An 18,825-nucleotide genomic window follows, 5' to 3' on the forward strand; every position below is an offset into this window, starting at 1 on the left:
CTCCCGCAACGAAGGGCACGGCACAGACGATGGCAGCGAGGACGAAGGCGGCCGGCGACGGCAGCGGCCTGGTGGAGATGGCCTGGGACCCGATCACCCGGATCGTGGGCTCCCTGGGCATCCACACGAAGATCGACTTCAAGCAGAAGCGGGTCGCGGAGTGCTACAGCACCTCGTCGGTCTTCCGCGGCTACAGCGTCTTCATGCGCGGCAAGGACCCCCGCGACGCGCACTTCATCACCAGCCGGATCTGCGGGATCTGCGGCGACAACCACGCCACCTGCTCGGTGTACGCGCAGAACATGGCGTACGGCGTCAAGCCCCCGCACCTCGGTGAGTGGATCATCAACCTGGGCGAGTCCGCGGAGTACATGTTCGACCACAACATCTTCCAGGAGAACCTGGTCGGGGTCGACTACTGCGAGAAGATGGTCAAGGAGACCAACCCCGGCGTCCTCGAACTCGCCGAGCGCACCGAGGCCCCGCACGCCGCCGAGCACGGCTACCGCACGATCGCCGACATCATGCGCTCGCTGAACCCCCTGGAGGGCGAGTTCTACCGCGAGGCCCTCCAGGTCAGCCGGTACACGCGCGAGATGTTCTGCCTCATGGAGGGCCGCCATGTGCACCCCTCCACGCTCTACCCGGGCGGTGTCGGCACGGTCGCCTCCGTGCAGCTCTTCACGGACTACCTCAGCCGCCTCATGCGGTACGTGGAGTTCATGAAGCGTGTCGTGCCGCTGCACGACGACCTGTTCGACTTCTTCTACGAGGCACTGCCCGGGTACGAGGAGGTCGGCCGCCGCCGCGTCCTGCTCGGCTGCTGGGGCGCGCTCAACGACCCCGAGTACTGCGACTTCACCTACGCCAACATGAGCGAGTGGGGCCGGCGGATGTTCGTCACGCCCGGCGTCGTCGTGGACGGCAAGCTGGTCACCAACGACCTCACCGAGATCAACCTCGGCATCCGCATCCTTCTGGGCAGCTCCTACTACGAGGACTGGCAGGGCCAGGAGCAGTTCGTCACCCACGACCCGCTCGGCAACCCGGTCGACCCGCGCCACCCCTGGAACCAGCACACCATCCCCGCCCCGCAGAAGCGGGACTTCGACGACAAGTACAGCTGGGTCATGTCGCCCCGCTGGTTCGACGGCAAGGACCACCTCGCCCTGGACACCGGCGGCGGCCCCATCGCCCGCCTGTGGTCCACCGCCCTGTCCGGACTCGTCGACATCGGCTACGTCAAGGCCACCGGCCACAGCGTGGTCATCAACCTGCCGCGCACCATGACCAAGCCGGAGACCACCTTCGAGTGGAAGATCCCGAAGTGGTCCAACGCGCTGGAACGCAACCGCGCGCGCACCTACTTCCAGGCCTACGCCGCCGCCGTCGCCCTGCACTGCGCGGAGAAGGGCCTGGAGGAGGTACGCGCCGGACGCACCCAGACCTGGGAGAAGTTCGAGGTCCCCGAGGAGAGCATCGGCGTCGGCTTCACCGAGGCCGTCCGCGGCGTCCTCTCCCACCACATGGTGATCCGCGACGGCAAGATCGCCAACTACCACCCGTACCCGCCGACCCCCTGGAACGCCAGCGTCCGCGACTCCTACGGCACCCCGGGCCCGTACGAGGACGCCGTGCAGAACACCCCGATCTTCGAGGAGAACCCGCCGCAGAACTTCAAGGGCATCGACATCATGCGGGCCGTCCGCAGCTTCGACCCCTGTCTGCCCTGCGGCGTCCACATGTACGTCGGCGGCGGCAAGACCGTGAAGACCATGCACGTCCCCACCGGCCTGAGCGGACTCGGCGGATGAGCGCGCCCGCGACGACGTCCGCGGCGACGTCCGCGACGACGCCCACGACCACGGCTCGGCCGGTGAACGCCGAGCAGACCGGGCGCCGCGTCGAGGAGGTCCTCGACCGGCTGGCCGCGAGCGGCGACCAGGCCGCCGCGGCCGCGGCCGAGGAACTCGTGCGGTCCCTCATGGACTTCTACGGCTCCGGCCTGGCCCGCGTCCTCCACCTGCTGTCCGCCGCCCCCGGCGACCCGGCGGCCCGGCTGCTCGGCGACGAACTGGTGGCGAGCCTGCTCGTCCTGCACGACCTGCACCCCGAGGACCGCGACACCCGGATCGTGCGAGCCGTCGCCGGCCTGCGCGAGCACGACCTGGAGGTCGTGACCTTCGACGAGGAGAGCGGCACCCTGCGGCTGCGCTCCCGGGCGAGCGGCGGCTGCGGCTGCGGCTCCGGCGCGGGCGCCCAGGAGGCGGCACGGGCGGCCCTCGCCTGTTTCGCCCCGGAAGTCCGGGACGTCGTCATGGAATCGGCGCCCGCGCTGCTCCAGATCGGATCCGCTCCGGCGCCGACGGGAACCCGGTGAGCGCCTCCCCCGTCGGCCTGCGGAGGTTCCTCACCGAGCGTCCGCCGCAGCCCGAGCGGTGCGAACTGTGCGCGGTGGCGCTGCCCGAGGAGCACCGCCACCTGGTCGACACCGAGCGGCGCAGCCTGGCCTGCGCCTGCGCCCCCTGCGCCCTGCTGATGGAGGCGCCGGGCGCCGCCGCGGGCCGCTTCCGCGCGGTCCCCGACCGCTACCTCAGCGACCCCGCCCACCACCTCGACGACCGCGCCTGGGACACGCTCCAGATCCCGGTCGGGGTCGCCTTCTTCTTCCGCAACGCGGCGCTCGACCGGCTGGTCGCCCTCTACCCGAGCCCGGCCGGCGCCACCGAGAGCGAACTCGAACCGGACACCTGGAACGAGGTCCTCGGCGGCACCCGCCTCGCGGACCTCCTGGAGGCCGACGTCGAGGCACTGCTGCTGCGCCGCGCCGACGGCCGGGTCGAGTGCCATCTCGTCCCCATCGACATCTGCTACGAACTCGTCGGCCGGATGCGCCTGCTGTGGCAGGGCTTCGACGGCGGGGCCGAGGCCCGCACCGCGCTGGACGCCTTCTTCGCGGACGTCCGGCGCCGCGCCCGGCCCGTGCCGCAGGCGGTGCGCCCGTGACCGAGTTCTCCTTCTCCTGCACCGGCGTCCGCGCCGACCGCTACGCCGCCGGCCCCACCCTCGTCTTCCGGCTGCGCGTCACCGCCACCGGCGACACCCCCGTGCACGCCCTCGCGCTGCGCTGCCAGATCCGCATCGAACCCGCCCGCCGCGGCTACGCGTCCGCCGAGGCCGACGGTCTCGCGGACCTCTTCGGCGAGCGCTCCCGCTGGGGCAGCACGCTCCAGCCGGTGCAGTTCGCCCAGGTCCCGCTGATGGTCTCCGGCTTCACCGGGGAGACCGAGGCCGACCTCGTCGTCCCCTGCACCTACGACATGGACATCGCCGCGACCCGCTACCTCGACGCCCTCGCCGACGGCGAGGTGCCGCTGCTGATGCTCTTCTCCGGTACGGCGTTCACCGGCGCCGGCGGCTTCCACGTCGAGCCGGTCCCCTGGGACCGGGAGGCCGTCTTCCGGATGCCGGTCGCCGCCTGGCGCGAGATGGTCGAGCAGCACTTCCCCGGCTGCGGCTGGATCCGGCTGCCGCGCGACACCATGGACGCCCTCCTCGCCTACCGCTCCCGGCACGCGCTGCCCTCGTGGGAGGCGACCGTGGCGGCCCTGCTCGACGACACGGCCCCGGCCGCCCCACCGAAGAGCGACCCGCTGCGCGCGCTCACCGCCACGACCGGAAGGACCGATCCGTGACCGTGACCGCCTTCGCCCCGCAGACGGAGGAACGGTTCGTCCTCGCCCGGCAGGTGGCCGACGCCGTGCTCTTCGAGGGCTATGTGCTCTACCCGTACCGCGCCTCGGCGGCCAAGAACCGGCTGCGCTGGCAGTTCGGCGTGCTCGTCCCGCCCGCCTGGGGCGCCGACTGCGAGGAGTACGACTTCCAGCACACCGAATGCCTGATGGAGCCGAGGCAGGGCGCGACCCTCTCCGTCGAGGTCCGCTTCCTGCACGCGCGGCGGCGCACCGTCCAGCGGGTCCGGCAGGACGGCGGCTTCGAGACCGTGGACGAACTCCGCCTCGACGACCGGGTGCTGGTGCCCTGGGACGAGGGCGCGGAAGAACGCGTCGAGGTCGTCGCGCCGGTCGCGGAACTGCTCGGCGACGGCGTCACGTTCCCCTTCCGGCGCCCCGCCCGGGAGGAGACCGAGCCCGTCCTGGACGAGACCGGCAAGGCCGTGGGCCGACTGGTCCGGCGCTGCGCGGAGATCACCGGGACGGTACGGCTGTCCGCCCGCGAACTCGACGGCCCCTACCGGGTGTCGAGACTGACCGCCGTAGTCGAGAACACCACCCCATGGATGCCTCCGTCGCCCCCGGCCGGCCGCACCGCCGACCGGGACGCGGTCCTGCCGCACTCCCTGGTGGCCACCCACCTGCTCATGGCCCTCGACACCGGCTCCTTCCTGTCGATGACCGATCCCCCCGAGTGGGCGAAGGGCGCGGTCGCCGCCTGCCGCAACCTGCACACCTGGCCCGTCCTCGCCGGCGAACCCGGCCGCGCGGACCTCGTGCTGTCCTCCCCGATCATCCTGGAGGACCACCCCGCCATCGCCCCGGAGAGCCCGGGCGCGCTCTACGACGCCACCGAGATCGACGAGATCCTCGCCCTGCGCACCGCGGCCCTCACCGACGAGGAGAAACGCGAGGCCCGGGGCACCGACGCACGGGCGGCCGCCGTGATCGACCTCGCGGACTCGATGCCGGCGGAGGTGCTGGAACGCCTGCACGGGGCGGTGCGCGGTCTGCGGGAGATCACCGGTGACGCCGGCTTCCCCGACGAGCACGGGGTGCAGCGCCCCGACACCCCCTGGTGGGACCCGGCGAGCGACGCCGGCTTCGACCCGGAACAGGACCGGATCGTCGTCGACGGCCGGTCCGTGGGCCGGGGCAGCCGCGTCGAACTGCGCCCCGGCCTCAGACACACCGACGCCCAGGACCTGTTCCTCCAGGGCCGCGCCGCGACCGTCGAGGCGGTCCTGCACGACGTCGACGGCGCGGTGCACCTGGCGGTGACCGTCGAGGGCGACCCGGGCGCCGACATCCGCCGCGAACAGGGCCGTTACCTGTACTTCCAGCCGGACGAAGTCCTCCCCCTGGAGGACGCGTGATGACCCGGACCCTGGTGGCCGGCATCGGCAACATCTTCCTCGGCGACGACGGCTTCGGCGTGGAGACCGCGCGCCGGCTGGCCGAACGGCGACTGCCGGAGCACGTCGAGGTCGTCGACATCGGAGTACGCGGCGTCCACCTCGCCTACCAGCTCCTGGACGGCTACGACACCCTCGTGCTCGTCGACGCCACGGCCCGCGGCGGGCCCCCGGGCACGCTGTACACCATCGAGTACGACGGCCCCGCCGGCGAGCCCGGCGCGGTCCCGGCGATCGACGGTCACCGGATGACCCCCGACGCGGTCCTCGCGCTGCTGGACACCCTCTGTGCCGGCACCGACGGGCAACCGCCGCGCCGCGTCCTGATCGTCGGCTGCGAACCGGCCTGCGTCGAGGAGGGCATCGGGCTCAGCGCGCCGGTGTCCGACGCCGTGCCGCGGGCCGTGCGGCTGATCGAAGAGCTGCTGCGGGGCGACGAGCCGTCCGTGGCGCAGGCCTCCACCGCCGAGGCACCCACCTGAGGAGAACGCAATGAAGAAAGTCATCGTCGGCAGCGCCGTCCTCGTGGTGGCCGCCGTGGTCGCCGAGGTGTTCCCCGACATCAGGCGCTACCTGCGCATCCGGCGCATGTGAACCGGGCGGCGCGCCCGTCGCGCCGTTCGCCGCGTCCTTGCGGCGAACGGCGTACCTGTCCGCCCGGCGACGGCGTGCCGGGCCGGGCGGCCCCGCCGCCTCGCCTCTAATGAAGCCCGGCCCCGCGAGGACTGGAGACCGATGCACGAGATGTCCGTGGCGCTCGCCGTGATCGAGCAGGTGGAGACCGCCGCCGCCGAGGCGGGCGACGTCACGGCGGTGCGCTCGGTACGGCTCGAGGTGGGCGAACTGGCCGGGGTCGTCCCCGACTCCCTCGCCTTCTGCTTCGAACTGGCCTGCGCCGGAACCCTGCTGGAGGGAGCCGAACTCCTCACCGAGGCGGTCCCGGGGCGGGCCCGCTGCACACCTTGCGCCGACGAGTGGGCCGTCGGCATGCCGCCGAGCCTGATCTGCCCCGCGTGCGGCGGGGTGAGCGTCGAGCTGCTCTCGGGCCGGGAGCTGCGGATCGCCGGCGTGCGGTGGGAGGACGGCGGTCCCGCGCGGACCCCGGCCCGCGAACCGATCTCCGAGGAGTGCTGAACCATGTGCCGTGCCGTCGACCTCCAGCAGGCCGTGCTCGCGAAGAACGACGCGACCGCGCAGACCCTGCGCGCCCACCTCGCGGCGCGTGACACCACGGTCGTCAACCTGCTGTCCAGCCCGGGCAGCGGCAAGACCGCGCTGCTGGAACGCGAGCTGCTGCTGGCCCGCGAGCGGTCCATCCCCGCGGCGGCGCTCACCGCCGACCTCGCCACCGAGAACGACGCCACCCGACTGGCGCGTTCCGGCGTCCCGGTCAAGCAGGTGCTCACCGACGGACTGTGTCATCTGGAGGCGGGCATGCTCGCCGGGCACCTGCTGGGCTGGCTGCCCGACGACACCCGGATGCTGTTCGTGGAGAACGTCGGCAACCTGGTCTGCCCGGCCTCCTACGACCTGGGGGAGACCCTCAGGGTGGTCCTCGCCTCCGTGACGGAGGGCGAGGACAAGCCGCTCAAGTACCCCACCGCCTTCGGTCTCGCCCAGCTGGTCGTGATCACCAAGACCGACATCGCCGAGGCCGTCGAGTTCGACGAGGCCGCGTTCCGCGCGAACGTGGAACGGGTCAACCCGGGCGTCGAGGTGGTGCTGACCTCGGCCCGCCGGGGCCAGGGCGTCGGCACGCTGCTCGACCGCGCGACGGCCGCCGCGGAGGGCGCGCCCCTGCACACCCCGGTCATGGCCCGCCGGCCGGACGCCCACCACGGCCACGATCACCGTCCTGAGCACGGGCACGAGCACGGCCATGACCACGGGCACCGCCACCCGGACCCGGGCGCGGCCCACCGCGCCGCACCGGCCCCCGCCCGCTCGTGAGCACCGCGCCGGCCGTCGTCACCGGGGACCCGCCGCTGCGCCGGCGGATCGTCGTCCGGGGCGTGGTGCAGGGCGTGGGCTTCCGGCCGTACCTGTACGGCCTCGCCACCGAACTCGCCCTGGTCGGCCATGTGACCAACACACCGGAGGGTGTCGTCGCCGAGGTCGAGGGCGCCGCCGCGGCCGTGGCCCGGTTCTGCGACCGGATCGCGGCCCAGGCACCACCGCTGGCCCGGGTGGAGTCCGTGCACCACCAGGAGGTGCCGGTCAGGGGCGGTGAGGCCTTCACCATCCTCGCCTCCCGCGCCGGCGGCCCCGCCCGCACCCTGGTCTCCCCGGACACGGCGACCTGCGCCGACTGCCTCGCCGAACTCGCCGACCCGGCGGACCGGCGCCACCGCCACCCGTTCGTGAACTGCACCCACTGCGGGCCGCGCTTCACCATCGTCACCGGTCTGCCCTACGACCGCGCGCACACCACCATGGCCGGATTCGCCCTGTGCGCCGACTGCGCCCGTGAGTACGCCGATCCTGCCGACCGCCGCTTCCACGCCCAGCCCGTCGCCTGCCCCCGGTGCGGGCCGCGGCTGCGCCTGATCGCCCCCGAAGGCGACGACACCGGTGACCCGGACCCGGTCGCGGGGGCCCGCGCCCTGCTGGCGCGCGGCGCGATCCTCGCCGTGAAGGGCCTGGGCGGCTACCACCTGGCCTGCGACGCCACCGACGCCGCCGCCGTCGCACTGCTGCGCCGCCGCAAGGCACGCGGCGACAAGCCGTTCGCCGTCATGGCCGCGAGCGCGGACGGCATCGGGCACCTCGTCCGGCTGGGACCCGAGGAGCGGAGCCTGCTCGAAAGCGCCGCCCGGCCCATCGTGCTGCTGCGGCGCCGGCCCGGCAGCGCGCTCGCCGAGGCCGTCGCCCCCGGCGGTCCGGACCTCGGCGTGATGCTGCCCTACACCCCTCTGCACCACCTCCTGCTCGGTCTGCCCGGCGATGCCGAGGGGCCCCGGCTGCTCGTCATGACCAGCGGGAACGTCTCCGGTGAGCCGATCGTCACCGACGACACCGAGGCACGGGAGCGGCTCGCGCACCTGGCCGACGCCTGGCTCACCCACGACCGGGCGATCCATGTCCCCTGCGACGACTCCGTGGTGCGCGTCTGCGACGGCGAGCCGCTGGTGCTCCGCCGCTCCCGCGGGTACGCGCCGCTGCCGGTCACCCTGCCGCTGCCCGTGCGCCCCGCGCTCGCCGTCGGCGGGGACCTGAAGAACGCCTTCTGCCTCGGCACGGACCGCCGGGCCTGGCTGTCGGCGCACATCGGCGACATGGACGACCTCGGCACCCAGCGCGCCTTCGCCCACGCGGTGGGTCAACTGGAGTCCATCACGGGCGTACGGCCGCAGAGCCTGGCGGCCGACCGGCACCCCGGCTACCGGTCCGCCCGGTGGGCGGACCGGAACGCGGCCGGACGGCCCGTCGTACGCGTCCAGCACCACCACGCCCATGTCGCCGCCGCGATGGCCGAACACGGGCTGGACGGCACCCGGCCGGTGATCGGGGTCGCCTTCGACGGCACCGGACACGGCGACGACGGCGCCGTATGGGGCGGCGAGTTCCTGCTCGCCGACTACGACGGCTTCACCCGGTTCGCGCATCTGGCCTACGTCCCGCTGCCCGGCGGCGACGCCGCGGTGCGCCGGCCCTACCGCATGGCGCTGTCCCACCTGCGCGCGGCCGGCCTTTCCCGGTCGGCCGACCTCGCCTGCACGGCCGCCTGCCCCGCCGACGAACTCCAGGTGCTGGAAAGGCAGTTGGAGCGTGATCTCCACTGTGTGCCCACCTCCAGCATGGGCCGGCTCTTCGACGCCGTGTCCTCGCTCACCGGTGTCTGCCACCGGTCGGGATACGAGGCGCAGGCGGCCGTCGAGCTGGAGAGCGCCGCGCTGCGGGCACCCGACGACGACCTGGGCACGTACGCCTTCGCGCTGCACGAGGCGGAGGCCGTCGTACGGGCCGACGCCGGGCCCGTCCTCGCGGCGATCGTCGACGACCTGCGGGCCGGCGTCCCGCGGGAGGTGGTCGCGGCGCGCTTCCACCGGGCCGTGACCGGCCTGGTGCACCGCGTCTGCGGACTGGCCCGGGAGCGGCACGGGCTGGACACGGTCGCCCTGACGGGCGGGGTGTTCGCCAACACGCTGCTCTCCTCGGCCTGTGCCGCCGTCCTGCGCGAGGACGGCTTCACCGTGCTGCGGCACCGCCTGGTGCCGCCGGGCGACGGCGGCCTGGCGCTGGGCCAGCTGATGGTGGCCGCCCGGGTGAGAACGACCGACTGAGCGACACGCGACCCCCTAACGAGGAGAAGGCCCATGTGCCTGGCGGTACCCGGCAGAGTGCTGGACATCGAGGAACGCGACGGCACCCGGATGGCCACCGTCGACTTCGGCGGGGTGGTCAAGGAGGTGTGCCTGGAATATCTGCCCGACCTTCAGGTGGGCGAGTACGCCGTCGTCCACGTCGGATTCGCCCTCCAGCGTCTGGACGAGGAGTCGGCGAAGCGGACGCTCGAACTCTTCGCCGAACTCGGCATGCTCCAGGAGGAGTTCGGAGACGCCTGGGAGATGGCGGCGGCGGAGGCCGGCGCGGACGGCGCGGAAGAGGTGCGCGAGCGGTGAAGTACATCGACGAGTTCCAGGACCCGGAGCTGGCGCGCCGGCTCCTCGACGACATCCACGCCACGGTCACCCGGCCCTGGGCGCTGATGGAGGTCTGCGGCGGACAGACGCACAGCATCATCCGCCACGGCATCGACCAACTCCTCCCGGACGAGATCGAGTTGATCCACGGGCCGGGTTGCCCGGTGTGCGTGACCCCGCTGGAGGTCATCGACAAGGCCCTGGAGATCGCCTCCCGCCCCGGGGTGATCTTCTGTTCCTTCGGCGACATGCTCCGGGTGCCGGGCACCGGCCGGGACCTGTTCCAGGTGCGCGGCGAGGGCGGTGACGTCCGCGTCGTCTACTCGCCGCTCGACGCGCTGCGGATCGCCCGGCAGAACCCGGACCGCGAGGTGGTGTTCTTCGGCATCGGCTTCGAAACCACCGCACCCCCCAACGCCATGACGGTCCATCAGGCCCGCAGACACGGCATCCGGAACTTCAGCATGCTGGTGTCCCACGTCCGCGTGCCCCCCGCCATCGAGGCGATCATGTCGTCGCCGCACTGCCGGGTCCAGGGCTTCCTCGCGGCCGGCCACGTGTGCAGCGTGATGGGTGTCGAGGAGTACCCGGAGCTGGCCGAACGCTTCCGGGTGCCGATCGTCGTGACCGGCTTCGAGCCGCTGGACATCCTCGAGGGAGTGCGCCGGACCGTCCGTCAGCTCGAACGCGGCGAGCACACCGTCGACAACGCCTACGCCCGGGCCGTCCGCCCGGAGGGCAACCCGGCCGCCCGGGCCATGCTGGAGGACGTCTTCGAGGTCACCGACCGCGCCTGGCGCGGCATCGGGGTGATCCCCGGCAGCGGCTGGCGGCTGTCGCCGAAGTACCGCGACCACGACGCCGAACACCGCTTCTCCGTCGAGGGCATCCAGACCAGGGAACCCGCCGAGTGCCGCAGCGGCGAGGTCCTCCAGGGTCTGCTCAAACCGCACGAGTGCGAGGCCTTCGGCACCCTGTGCACCCCGCGCACCCCGCTGGGCGCCACCATGGTCTCCAGCGAGGGCGCCTGCGCCGCCTACTACCTGTACCGGCGGCTGGACGTGCCCGCCAAGGCCGGGCGGGAGGCGAGCCCCGTTGTCTGACCTCGACCTCACGGCATGGACCTGCCCCGCACCGCTGCGCGACCGGCCCCGGGTCGTCATGGGCCACGGCGGCGGCGGAGTCCTCTCCGCCGAACTCGTCCAGCAGATCTTCGCCCCCGCCTACGGCGGCCAGGCCCTCGCCCAACTCGGCGACGCCGCCGTCCTCTCGCTGGGCGGGGCCCGGCTGGCCTTCTCCACCGACTCCTTCGTGGTGCGGCCGCTGTTCTTCCCCGGCGGCAGCATCGGCGACCTGGCGGTCAACGGCACCGTCAACGACCTCGCCATGAGCGGCGCCCGCGCCGCGTACCTCTCCTGCGGGTTCATCCTGGAGGAGGGCGTCGAGCTGGAGGTGGTCACCCGGGTCGCCGAGGCGCTCGGCGCGGCCGCGCGCGCCGCCGGCGTGGAGGTGGCCACCGGTGACACCAAGGTGGTGGAGTCCGGCCACGGCGACGGGATCTTCATCAACACGGCCGGCATCGGTCTGGTGCCGGCGGGCGTCGACCTGCGCCCGCAGCGCGTCGTGCCCGGGGACGTCGTCATCGTCAGCGGCGCCGTCGGCGTCCACGGGGTGGCGATCATGAGTGTGCGGGAGGGCCTGGAGTTCGGGGTGGAGATCGAGAGCGACTGCGCCGCCCTCGGCGGCCTGGTCGAGGCGATGCTCGCGGTCACCCCGGACCTGCACGTCCTGCGCGATCCCACCCGGGGCGGCCTGGCCGCCGCGCTCAACGAGATCGCGCAGGCCTCCGGCACCGGCGTCGTCGTCCGCGAGCGCGACGTGCCGGTCCCGCCGGCCGTCGCCAACGCCTGCGCGATCCTCGGCCTGGACCCCCTGTACGTCGCCAACGAGGGCAAGCTGGTGGCCTTCGTCCCGCGGGAACACGCCGACGCCGTCCTCGACGCGATGCGCGCCCACCCGCTGGGCGCCGACGCCGTCGTCATCGGCGAGGCCGTCGACACCCATCCCGGCATGGTGGTCGCCCGGACGGGACTGGGCGGGACGCGGGTGGTCGACCTGCCGATCGGAGAGCAACTGCCGCGGATCTGCTGAGCCGGACCGCGGGTGCGCGGGAGCCGCGCGGGGAGTCGGTCGAAGGAGCCGTGGGGCGTCAGGCGGTGGTCCAGCCCGGGAGGTCCGGCAGGACGGTCTCGACGACGCGGAGCAGGGCCGCGTCGTCCGGGACCACCTCGTCCTGGCGCCAGATGACGATCTCGTAGGAGTCGCCGCCGTCCTTCGCGTCCTGGGCGACCAGCATGCTGCGGGCGATGCCTCCGGGGCCGGTGTCCGCCTTTCCGCTGCCGAGATCGAGGGTCAGGGCGACGGTCCGGTCCGAGTAGAGGGCCGCCGGGTGTCCCAGGACCGTTCTCGATTGCGCGGCACTGTCCAGCAGGCGGGCCATGTCGGCGACCGGGAGGTTGTCGTAGAGGGCCGAGATGCGCACGGAGTACGTGTCGAAGGTGACGGTCGCCTCGGGATTCGAGTGCCGGGAGCCGTCGGGCGCCTCGAACGGCATGTCGTGGCCGGTGGCGGTCCGGGCGCGCTCCTGCGGGGTCCCGAGCAGCGACGACAGGTCCGCACGGTTCAGCGCGGTGCACAGCTGCGCACCGGAGACGTGCCGGGCCGGCGGGCTCGCGCTCGCCGTGGACGAGCAGGTGGCGGGAGGCCGGTCGTCGGCGGTGTTCTGCGGGAGCGCGCCCGCGAGGGCCCACATCAGCCCCGCCACGCCGGCGACCATCACCACCGCCGCGACCACCTGGGCCCCCGTGCTCATGCCCTTCTCGGGCTCGACGACCTCGTCGACCATGTGTGCCATCCCCCGCTGTGCCTCGGGCGCCTCGACGCGCGCGGGGGAGCCTAGCCGGTGATCGTTTCGGGCGGAACCGGATTCGGCATGTTCATGGCGTCCCTGCTCGCGCGGCGCCGCCCGGCCTCCTGCGGATACACTTCCTGCCGATGATGGCCAAAAAGCGACACGAGATCGCCGAGGTCCCCTTCGCCGCTCCCGTCGGCACGCCCGCAGGCGTCGAGGTGATGTCACCGGCCGAGCTGCTCAGGCGCGTCCCGGCGCGGACCCTCGCCCGGCCGCAGCGGCCGGACTTCCATCACCTGCTCACGCTCACGTCGGGCGTGGCGCGGCACACCGTCGACTTCACCGAGCACACCCTGCGGCCGGGCTCCTGGCTGTGGGTCCGCCCCGGGCAGGTGCATCAGTGGGGCGACCTCACGGGGGCCGAGGGCACGCTGATCCTTTTCCGGCAGGACGTCCTGGACGCGGCCACCGCGACGACCGCCCGACTGGACGACCCGCACGCCCCGGCCGTCAGCACCCCCGCCGCCGACGAGGCCGCCGCCCTGGACCTGGCCGCCGAGCACCTGAGCCGGGAGTCCGGTGCCCCCGGCCGGCTGCCGCTGGAGGTGCACCTCGCCGCCGTCCGCCATCTGCTGGCGGTGCTCGTGCTGCGGCTGGCGCACCTCACCGCTCCGGCGGGCGCCGGCGCGCCGGAGCACGACGAGACGTACACGCGGTTCCGTGACGCCGTCGAACGGCACTTCACCCGCACCCACCGGGTGGAGGACTACGCCCGGATGCTCGGCTACTCCCCGCGCACGCTCGCCCGGGCCACGCTGGCCCGCGCCGGGGTCGGCGCCAAGGAGTTCGTGGACCGCCGGGTCGTCCTGGAGGCCAAGCGGCTGCTGGCGCACAGCGACCGGACCGCCGCCGGGATCGCCGAGCAGCTCGGCTTCGCCCGTCCCTCCCAGTTCGGCAAGTACTTCACGCACCGGACCGGGCAGTCCCCGATCGGGTTCCGCGACGCGGTCCGCGGGCGCGGGGAGTAGGGCGCGGGGAGCGGCAGGGGGCGGCGGGAGCCGTTCACGCGCCGAGGGCGCGCGCGTACGCGGCCTCGTCCTCGGCCCCGAACACGGTGAACACGATCCGGTCGAACCGGCCGGGGTGCGCGTCGAGCCAGTCGGCCACGGTGCGCAGGGCGACGGGGGCGGCCGCCTCCTTCGGGTACCCGAAGACACCGGTGCTCACGGCGCAGAGGGCCAGGGTGCGGATCGCCGCCACCTCGGCGGCGAGATCGAGGCAGGCCCGGTAGGAGGCGGCCAGCGCCCGCGCGTCGCCGTCGCCGGGCCGGCCGTCGACGACGGGGCCGACGGTGTGCAGGACATGGCGGGCCGGGAGGTGGTAGCCCCGGGTGATCTTGGCGGTCCCGGTCGGCTCGGCGGCACCCTGGAGGGTGACGACGGTGTGGCAGTCGTCCCGCAGACGGGGCCCGGCGGCGGTGTGCAGGGCGTTGTCGATGCAGGCGTGCAGCGGCCGGAAGCAGCCGAGCAGGGCGCTGTTGGCGGCGTTGACGACGGCGTCCGCGGCGAGGGTGGTGATGTCCCCCCGCCACAGCGCGGTGCTGCGGGCCGCCGGGAACGCCGTGCGGGGGAACGCCTCGGCGATCGTGGGCAGCCCGTGCACCCGGGTGACCGGACGCAGTCCGCGTTCCGCGCCGAGGACGGCGTCCAGCGCGGCGTCGGCGCCCTCGGGCAGCGGGCCGGGCGCCCGGACGGTCAGCAGGGCCCGCAGCAGTCGGCGGGCCGCCGCCGCGTCGGCGTCCGCGAGGTCCCGCGCGAAGTCGCCGCGCGGACCGAGCCGGGCCACCGCCGGGTCGCCGCCGAGCAGCCGCAGCACCGAACGCACCCCCTCGTCGAGCCGGGCGGCCGGAGCGGGCGGTGCCGCCGGACGGAAGGGCTCGTCCAGGCCGATCGCGGCGCGGTAGGCGGCCAGGGGCAGGAAACGGGATGTCAACGCAGGGGTCCTCGTACGGCGTCGGGGGACGGCGGTCGGGCGGGGTCAGGCTCGGGCGGCGCGCAGGACGTCGGCCAGCGGCGTGGCGGGACGGCCCGTGAGGCGGGGCACGGCATCGGTGACGCCCGCCAGCTGGCCGGCCGCGATCGCGGTGTACGTCGACACCCAGGCGTCGAGCTGCCACCGCGGGGCGCCGTAGGAGGCACGGGAGGCGTACGCCTCCTCGACCGTCTCCGGCCGGTAGGAGACCGTACGGCCGAGCGCCTCCGACAGGGCGCCCGCGGCCTCCTCCAGGGTCAGGGACTCGGGCCCGGTCAGGTCGTGGACGGCACCGGCGTGGTCGTCCGGCCGGGTCAGGACCGTGGTGGCGGCGTCGGCGATGTCGTCCTGGGCGACGAAGGCGGCCCGCCCCCGCCCGGCCGGACCGCGGATGACACCGTCCTCGCCGACGAACTCGGGCACGAAGTCCGCGTAGAGGTTGTCGCGCAGAAAGGTGTACGCCAGACCGCGGGCCCGGATGTGCTCCTCGGTGTGGAAGTGGTCGCGGGCGAGGGTGAACGCGGCGTCGGGCGCGGCACCGTAGAACGACACGTACACCAGGTGCCGTACGCCGGCCTCGGCGGCGGCGTCCACGAACGTCCGGTGCCGGGCGAGCCGGTCGGCGCTCTCGGAGGCGGACACCATGAGCACGGTCCGCGCGCCGGCGAGGCCCCGCAGGATGGCCTCCCGGTCGCCGAAGTCGCCGCAGCGGACAGCCGTGGCGCCGGGCAGCTTCGGCGCCCGCTCGGGGCTGCGCACCAGCAGCCGCTGCGGGACGCCCCGCCCGGCCAGTCGGCGGGCGACGCGTCCGCCGAGGCGTCCGGTGGCTCCCGTGACGACCAGGGTCGGTTCGGGCGATGCGGTCATGGCTGATCACTTCCGTCGGATCGGATCGGGTCGGGTCGGGTGGGGGCGTGCGCGGGCGGGGTGCCGCCGTCACCCGGTGAGGGCGGTGACCGTGTCCAGGAGCAGGTCGGCGCGGTACGGGAGGGACAGGGCGCGGTCGGCGAGGTCGGCCGGGACGTCCGGGTGGTCGGGATTGACCCGGACCAGGCGCGCCCCGGGGGTGTGCCGCACGAGGTGCTCCATGGGCAGGCGGATCACTCCCGGTGTATGGAAACCGGCGCCGATCTCCAGGACGAGCAACCGGGCACCGGCGGGCGCGTCGCCCAGCCACCGCACCAGCCGGTCCCCGGCCGGCCGGTGGGCGTCGTCGACGAACTCCGGTCCGACCCGCACGTTGGGGAAGACGTCGCCGCCGCAGCGCGGGCAGACGGGCAGCGCGGCCGGGTCGGTCACCCGGCCCGTGTCCCGGTCGTACGCGGCGAGGACGCGGTCGAGGAACGGCCGGCTCGGCCAGGTCTCGCGGGTGCACGGCACGGTGCACTGGAGACGCCCGTAGTCGCCCTGGGGCGTGAAGACCCGGTCCGGCTCGAAGCCGTTGCGGGCGAACAGCGCGTCGACGTTCGACGTCGTCACCCGGTGGTCGCGGTCCCCGACCAGCGCGCGCAGCCGCCGGTAGAGGGGGTTGGGGCGGGTGCCGAAGCGGATGTCGTCGATGTGGACGGCCCAGTAGCCCCACATCATGTCGGCGGGCAGCGGTGCGCCCAGCAGGTACCGGGAGCGCAGCCCGAGCCGGTGCAGCGCCGGGAGCAGCTCCCCGAACCGCTCGGCGTCGCCGTAGTCGTACCCCGCCGCCGCGCTCAGCCCCGCACCGGCGGCGACCAGGATCCGGTCGCACTCGTCGAGCCGGCCGCGCAGCGCCTCGGCGGCTGCCGGGAGGCCGGCCGCCGGGAGGCCGGCGGGCGGCACGGCGGTCCGCGGCGTGTCGTTCTGGACGGTCATCTGTCTCCGGGTTCCCTTCGGATCGCGTTCCCCCCTTCCACTTATGCGCACGGCGGCGGGGAGAGGGAGACCGAAAGGCGACCCGCGATGGTCAGAATCCGACAGCGTGCGGATGACGGGTGCGGGGCGGTCGGGCTCACCTTGCCGCGAGGGGGCGCCGGGCGCACGCTGGTCCTGTGGGTACGGGTGACAGCCCGACGCTGATCACCTCCGTGCAGCGGGCGTTCCGCCTGCTCGAGGCGGTGAGCGCGCACGAGAACGGCGCGCCGGCCAAACAGCTGGCGCGCGAGACGGGGCTGCCCCTGGCCACCGCCTACCATCTGCTGCGGACCCTGGTGCACGACGGCTACCTGCGGAAACTGGACGACGGCGGGTTCGTCCTCGGCGACCGGCTGCAAACCCTGCACACCGCGGGCCGGGGGCAGGCGCTGCTCAGCCGGGTCCGGCCCACCCTCGCCGCCCTGCGCGACGAACTGGCGGCCGCCGCCTACCTCACCTTCTACGAGGAGGGCGAGATCCGGGTCGCCGAGATCGTCGACGGCCCCCGGGCGCCGCGCGTCGATCTCTGGGTGGGCTTCGAGGACGCGGGGCACGCCACCGCGCTCGGCAAGTCCGTGCTGCGCGAGCTGGACGACGAGGCCCGCAAGGACTACCTCTCCCGGCACCACCTCGCCGACCTCACGCCCCGGACCATCACCAGCACCCCCGAACTGCTGCGGCGGCTGGACTCCTCGCCCGTGGCCCCGGCCGTCACGGACCTGGAGGAGTACTCCCTCGGCACGGTCTGCATCGCGGTGCCCGTCTACAGCGGGGGAATCCTCGGCTCGCTCGGCGTCTCCGTGCCGGCGGACCGGCTCTCCCGGATCGAGGAGATCCGGGCCCGGCTGCTCCCGACCGCGGACCGGGTGACCAGGAGTCTGTCGCTCACTATCTGAAAATCGGATCCTTGTGGCATCCCGGGTCGAACCCGTTTCCTTATATGAAACGGACATTTCAGGGTGTCGCAGTGGCGCGCACCGGTGACATGTCCGACCGACATACAGGTGAGGACTGCGGACCAGGGATGACTCAGGCCCGAGAGCATGGCGGCGACCACCGGCCGACACGGCTGTTCCGAAGCAGTGCCGCAGCAGCCCCCCTCCTACCCGTGCTGATCGTTCTCGTCGTGCTGCTCCTCGACCTCGCCGACGGAGCCGGAATGATCTGGCTGCCCCTGCTCGCGGCCGGCCCCGCGCTGGCCGCCACGACCAACGGCCCGCGCGGCGTCCTGTGCGTCGGCCTCCTCGCCGCGGGGCTCGGTGCGGCCCTCGGTATCCGCGACGTGGTCCCCGGCCCGGCGCTGGCCGCCGTCCTCGGCGCCCTCGTGGCCGTCACCCTGGCGAGTGCGCTGGCGAGCGCGCTGCGCGGACGCCGTGAGCGGGTGCTCGCGGCGGTCCGCTCGGTCGCCGAGGCCGCCCAGCACGCGCTGCTCAAGCCGGTGCCCGCGACCGTCGGCCCGTTCCAGACGGCCGTGCGCTACTGCGCCGCCGCGGCGGAGGCCCGGATCGGCGGCGACCTCTACGCGCTGATCCCCACCCCCTACGGTGTGCGACTGATCGTCGGCGATGTGCGCGGCAAGGGGCTGCCCGCGGTGGGGACCGCCGCGCTCGTGCTCGGTGTCTTCCGCGAGGCCGCCTACGACGAGCCCGACCTCCTCGACGTCGTCGACCGGATCGAGCGGAGCCTGGCCCGCAACCTGGGCGGCGACGACTTCGTCACCGCCGTGGTCGCCGGGTACCCGAGGACGGGCCAGCTGGAGGTCGTGAACTGCGGGCACGCGCCCCCGCTGCTCGTGCGGGCCGCCGGGGACGTCGTCGCGGTGGAGCCCACGCATCCGTCCCCGCCCCTCGGGCTGCGCGCCCTGCACGACCAGACCCCCAGCCTCCAGGTGCTGCCCTTCGCCGACGCGGACCAGCTGCTGCTCTACACGGACGGGGTCACCGAGGCCCGCGACCGGGGCCGCGAGTTCTACCCCCTCGTCGAGGGGCTGACCCGCCATGTCTGCGACGAGCCGGCCCGCACCCTGGACGCGCTCCACGACGAGCTGCTGACCCATGTCGGCGGGCGGCTGCACGACGACGCGGCACTGCTGCTGATCCGCCAGCCGGCCGCCGCCGGAGACTGCGCCGCCGCAGACTCTGCCGCCGAAATGATCATTCCGCATCCCGTGGCGCCCGTTCCGCTCCGACGGGACCAGGCCGTGTGAC

General features: G+C 73.9%; 20 protein-coding genes. 16 read left to right on the forward strand and 4 right to left on the reverse strand.

The annotated features are described in order from the left end of the window. Window positions 1-29: 29 nt before the first annotated feature. The 13 genes from IE275_RS17325 (at window position 30) to hypE (ending at window position 11,943) form a co-directional block, all read left to right on the forward strand. Window positions 30-1,814 (forward strand): nickel-dependent hydrogenase large subunit, encoded by a 1,785-nt coding sequence (locus IE275_RS17325; protein ID WP_189712213.1) that lies wholly within the window; start codon window positions 30-32, stop codon window positions 1,812-1,814. Next, complete coding sequence (locus IE275_RS17330; protein WP_189712214.1) at window positions 1,811-2,380, forward strand: NifU-related iron-sulfur-binding protein; 570 nt, start codon at window positions 1,811-1,813, stop codon at window positions 2,378-2,380. Before IE275_RS17325 ends, IE275_RS17330 begins: the two co-directional genes overlap by 4 nt. After that, window positions 2,377-3,006 carry a DUF5947 family protein gene (locus IE275_RS17335; protein ID WP_189712215.1) on the forward strand — a complete coding sequence of 210 codons (630 nt, stop codon included), beginning with the start codon at window positions 2,377-2,379 and terminating at the stop codon, window positions 3,004-3,006. Before IE275_RS17330 ends, IE275_RS17335 begins: the two co-directional genes overlap by 4 nt. Continuing rightward, window positions 3,003-3,695, forward strand: coding sequence for a DUF6084 family protein (locus IE275_RS17340; RefSeq protein ID WP_189712216.1), 693 nt, complete (start codon window positions 3,003-3,005; stop codon window positions 3,693-3,695). Before IE275_RS17335 ends, IE275_RS17340 begins: the two co-directional genes overlap by 4 nt. After that, window positions 3,692-5,110: a hypothetical protein gene (locus IE275_RS17345; RefSeq protein WP_189712217.1), complete on the forward strand. Its 1,419-nt coding sequence runs from the start codon at window positions 3,692-3,694 to the stop codon at window positions 5,108-5,110. The genes IE275_RS17340 and IE275_RS17345 overlap by 4 nt, the downstream gene beginning before the upstream one ends. Beyond that, window positions 5,110-5,631, forward strand: coding sequence for a hydrogenase maturation protease (locus tag IE275_RS17350; RefSeq protein ID WP_189712218.1), 522 nt, complete (start codon window positions 5,110-5,112; stop codon window positions 5,629-5,631). Before IE275_RS17345 ends, IE275_RS17350 begins: the two co-directional genes overlap by 1 nt. Before the next feature lie 10 nt (window positions 5,632-5,641). Continuing rightward, entirely contained in the window at window positions 5,642-5,743 is a 102-nt protein-coding gene (locus tag IE275_RS47235; RefSeq protein WP_373299240.1) for a DUF6893 family small protein, read from the forward strand. A 141-nt stretch (window positions 5,744-5,884) separates the two neighbouring features. Beyond that, on the forward strand, window positions 5,885-6,283 hold the full coding sequence (locus IE275_RS17355; RefSeq protein ID WP_189712219.1) for a hydrogenase maturation nickel metallochaperone HypA/HybF: 399 nt from the start codon (window positions 5,885-5,887) through the stop codon (window positions 6,281-6,283). Between the two features lie 3 nt (window positions 6,284-6,286). Further along, window positions 6,287-7,099 (forward strand): hydrogenase nickel incorporation protein HypB, encoded by an 813-nt coding sequence (hypB, locus tag IE275_RS17360; protein WP_189712220.1) that lies wholly within the window; start codon window positions 6,287-6,289, stop codon window positions 7,097-7,099. Further along, window positions 7,096-9,432: a carbamoyltransferase HypF gene (gene hypF, locus IE275_RS17365; protein ID WP_229870309.1), complete on the forward strand. Its 2,337-nt coding sequence runs from the start codon at window positions 7,096-7,098 to the stop codon at window positions 9,430-9,432. The genes hypB and hypF overlap by 4 nt, the downstream gene beginning before the upstream one ends. 33 nt (window positions 9,433-9,465) lie before the next feature. Further along, entirely contained in the window at window positions 9,466-9,771 is a 306-nt protein-coding gene (locus tag IE275_RS17370) for a HypC/HybG/HupF family hydrogenase formation chaperone (protein WP_189712221.1), read from the forward strand. Beyond that, window positions 9,768-10,895 carry a hydrogenase formation protein HypD gene (gene hypD, locus IE275_RS17375; RefSeq protein WP_189712222.1) on the forward strand — a complete coding sequence of 376 codons (1,128 nt, stop codon included), beginning with the start codon at window positions 9,768-9,770 and terminating at the stop codon, window positions 10,893-10,895. Before IE275_RS17370 ends, hypD begins: the two co-directional genes overlap by 4 nt. Then, on the forward strand, window positions 10,888-11,943 hold the full coding sequence (hypE, locus tag IE275_RS17380) for a hydrogenase expression/formation protein HypE (RefSeq protein WP_189712223.1): 1,056 nt from the start codon (window positions 10,888-10,890) through the stop codon (window positions 11,941-11,943). The genes hypD and hypE overlap by 8 nt, the downstream gene beginning before the upstream one ends. Window positions 11,944-12,001: 58 nt before the next feature. Here the strand turns inward: hypE and IE275_RS17385 are convergent, their stop codons facing one another. After that, window positions 12,002-12,706: a DUF6215 domain-containing protein gene (locus tag IE275_RS17385; protein WP_229870310.1), complete on the reverse strand. Its 705-nt coding sequence runs from the start codon at window positions 12,704-12,706 to the stop codon at window positions 12,002-12,004. A gap of 140 nt (window positions 12,707-12,846) precedes the next feature. Here IE275_RS17385 and IE275_RS17390 point away from each other — a divergent pair, with 140 nt between their 5' ends. After that, window positions 12,847-13,731: a helix-turn-helix domain-containing protein gene (locus tag IE275_RS17390; RefSeq protein ID WP_189712225.1), complete on the forward strand. Its 885-nt coding sequence runs from the start codon at window positions 12,847-12,849 to the stop codon at window positions 13,729-13,731. A 34-nt stretch (window positions 13,732-13,765) separates the two neighbouring features. Here IE275_RS17390 and IE275_RS17395 read toward each other — a convergent pair whose 3' ends face one another. From IE275_RS17395 to IE275_RS17405, 3 genes are all read right to left on the reverse strand, one after another. Further along, the gene (locus tag IE275_RS17395; protein ID WP_189712226.1) at window positions 13,766-14,695 is read right to left on the reverse strand and encodes a macro domain-containing protein; all 930 of its coding nucleotides are present in this window, start codon (window positions 14,693-14,695) and stop codon (window positions 13,766-13,768) included. A 45-nt stretch (window positions 14,696-14,740) separates the two neighbouring features. Continuing rightward, window positions 14,741-15,601: an SDR family oxidoreductase gene (locus IE275_RS17400; protein ID WP_189712227.1), complete on the reverse strand. Its 861-nt coding sequence runs from the start codon at window positions 15,599-15,601 to the stop codon at window positions 14,741-14,743. A 69-nt stretch (window positions 15,602-15,670) separates the two neighbouring features. Continuing rightward, the gene (locus tag IE275_RS17405) at window positions 15,671-16,579 is read right to left on the reverse strand and encodes an SIR2 family NAD-dependent protein deacylase (RefSeq protein ID WP_189712228.1); all 909 of its coding nucleotides are present in this window, start codon (window positions 16,577-16,579) and stop codon (window positions 15,671-15,673) included. A gap of 176 nt (window positions 16,580-16,755) precedes the next feature. Between IE275_RS17405 and IE275_RS17410 the strand changes: the two genes are divergently transcribed. Then, window positions 16,756-17,514 carry an IclR family transcriptional regulator gene (locus IE275_RS17410; RefSeq protein WP_189712229.1) on the forward strand — a complete coding sequence of 253 codons (759 nt, stop codon included), beginning with the start codon at window positions 16,756-16,758 and terminating at the stop codon, window positions 17,512-17,514. A gap of 128 nt (window positions 17,515-17,642) precedes the next feature. Then, the gene (locus tag IE275_RS17415) at window positions 17,643-18,824 is read left to right on the forward strand and encodes a PP2C family protein-serine/threonine phosphatase (protein ID WP_189712230.1); all 1,182 of its coding nucleotides are present in this window, start codon (window positions 17,643-17,645) and stop codon (window positions 18,822-18,824) included. Window position 18,825: the final 1 nt, after the last annotated feature.

Source organism: Streptomyces phaeofaciens, assembly GCF_014648915.1.
GTDB lineage: Bacteria > Actinomycetota > Actinomycetes > Streptomycetales > Streptomycetaceae > Streptomyces > Streptomyces phaeofaciens.

What these genes read in the sequence shown, in the direction of transcription:
- IE275_RS17325 (WP_189712213.1), top strand. Translation starts at nt 30, where the DNA reads ATGGCAGCGAGGACGAAGGCGGCCGGCGACGGCAGCGGCCTGGTGGAG.
- IE275_RS17330 (WP_189712214.1), top strand. Translation starts at nt 1,811, where the DNA reads ATGAGCGCGCCCGCGACGACGTCCGCGGCGACGTCCGCGACGACGCCC.
- IE275_RS17350 (WP_189712218.1), top strand. Translation starts at nt 5,110, where the DNA reads ATGACCCGGACCCTGGTGGCCGGCATCGGCAACATCTTCCTCGGCGAC.
- IE275_RS47235 (WP_373299240.1), top strand. Translation starts at nt 5,642, where the DNA reads ATGAAGAAAGTCATCGTCGGCAGCGCCGTCCTCGTGGTGGCCGCCGTG.
- IE275_RS17355 (WP_189712219.1), top strand. Translation starts at nt 5,885, where the DNA reads ATGCACGAGATGTCCGTGGCGCTCGCCGTGATCGAGCAGGTGGAGACC.
- hypB (WP_189712220.1), top strand. Translation starts at nt 6,287, where the DNA reads ATGTGCCGTGCCGTCGACCTCCAGCAGGCCGTGCTCGCGAAGAACGAC.
- IE275_RS17370 (WP_189712221.1), top strand. Translation starts at nt 9,466, where the DNA reads ATGTGCCTGGCGGTACCCGGCAGAGTGCTGGACATCGAGGAACGCGAC.
- IE275_RS17385 (WP_229870310.1), bottom strand. Translation starts at nt 12,706, where the DNA reads ATGGCACACATGGTCGACGAGGTCGTCGAGCCCGAGAAGGGCATGAGC.
- IE275_RS17390 (WP_189712225.1), top strand. Translation starts at nt 12,847, where the DNA reads ATGATGGCCAAAAAGCGACACGAGATCGCCGAGGTCCCCTTCGCCGCT.
- IE275_RS17400 (WP_189712227.1), bottom strand. Translation starts at nt 15,601, where the DNA reads ATGACCGCATCGCCCGAACCGACCCTGGTCGTCACGGGAGCCACCGGA.
- IE275_RS17405 (WP_189712228.1), bottom strand. Translation starts at nt 16,579, where the DNA reads ATGACCGTCCAGAACGACACGCCGCGGACCGCCGTGCCGCCCGCCGGC.
- IE275_RS17415 (WP_189712230.1), top strand. Translation starts at nt 17,643, where the DNA reads ATGACTCAGGCCCGAGAGCATGGCGGCGACCACCGGCCGACACGGCTG.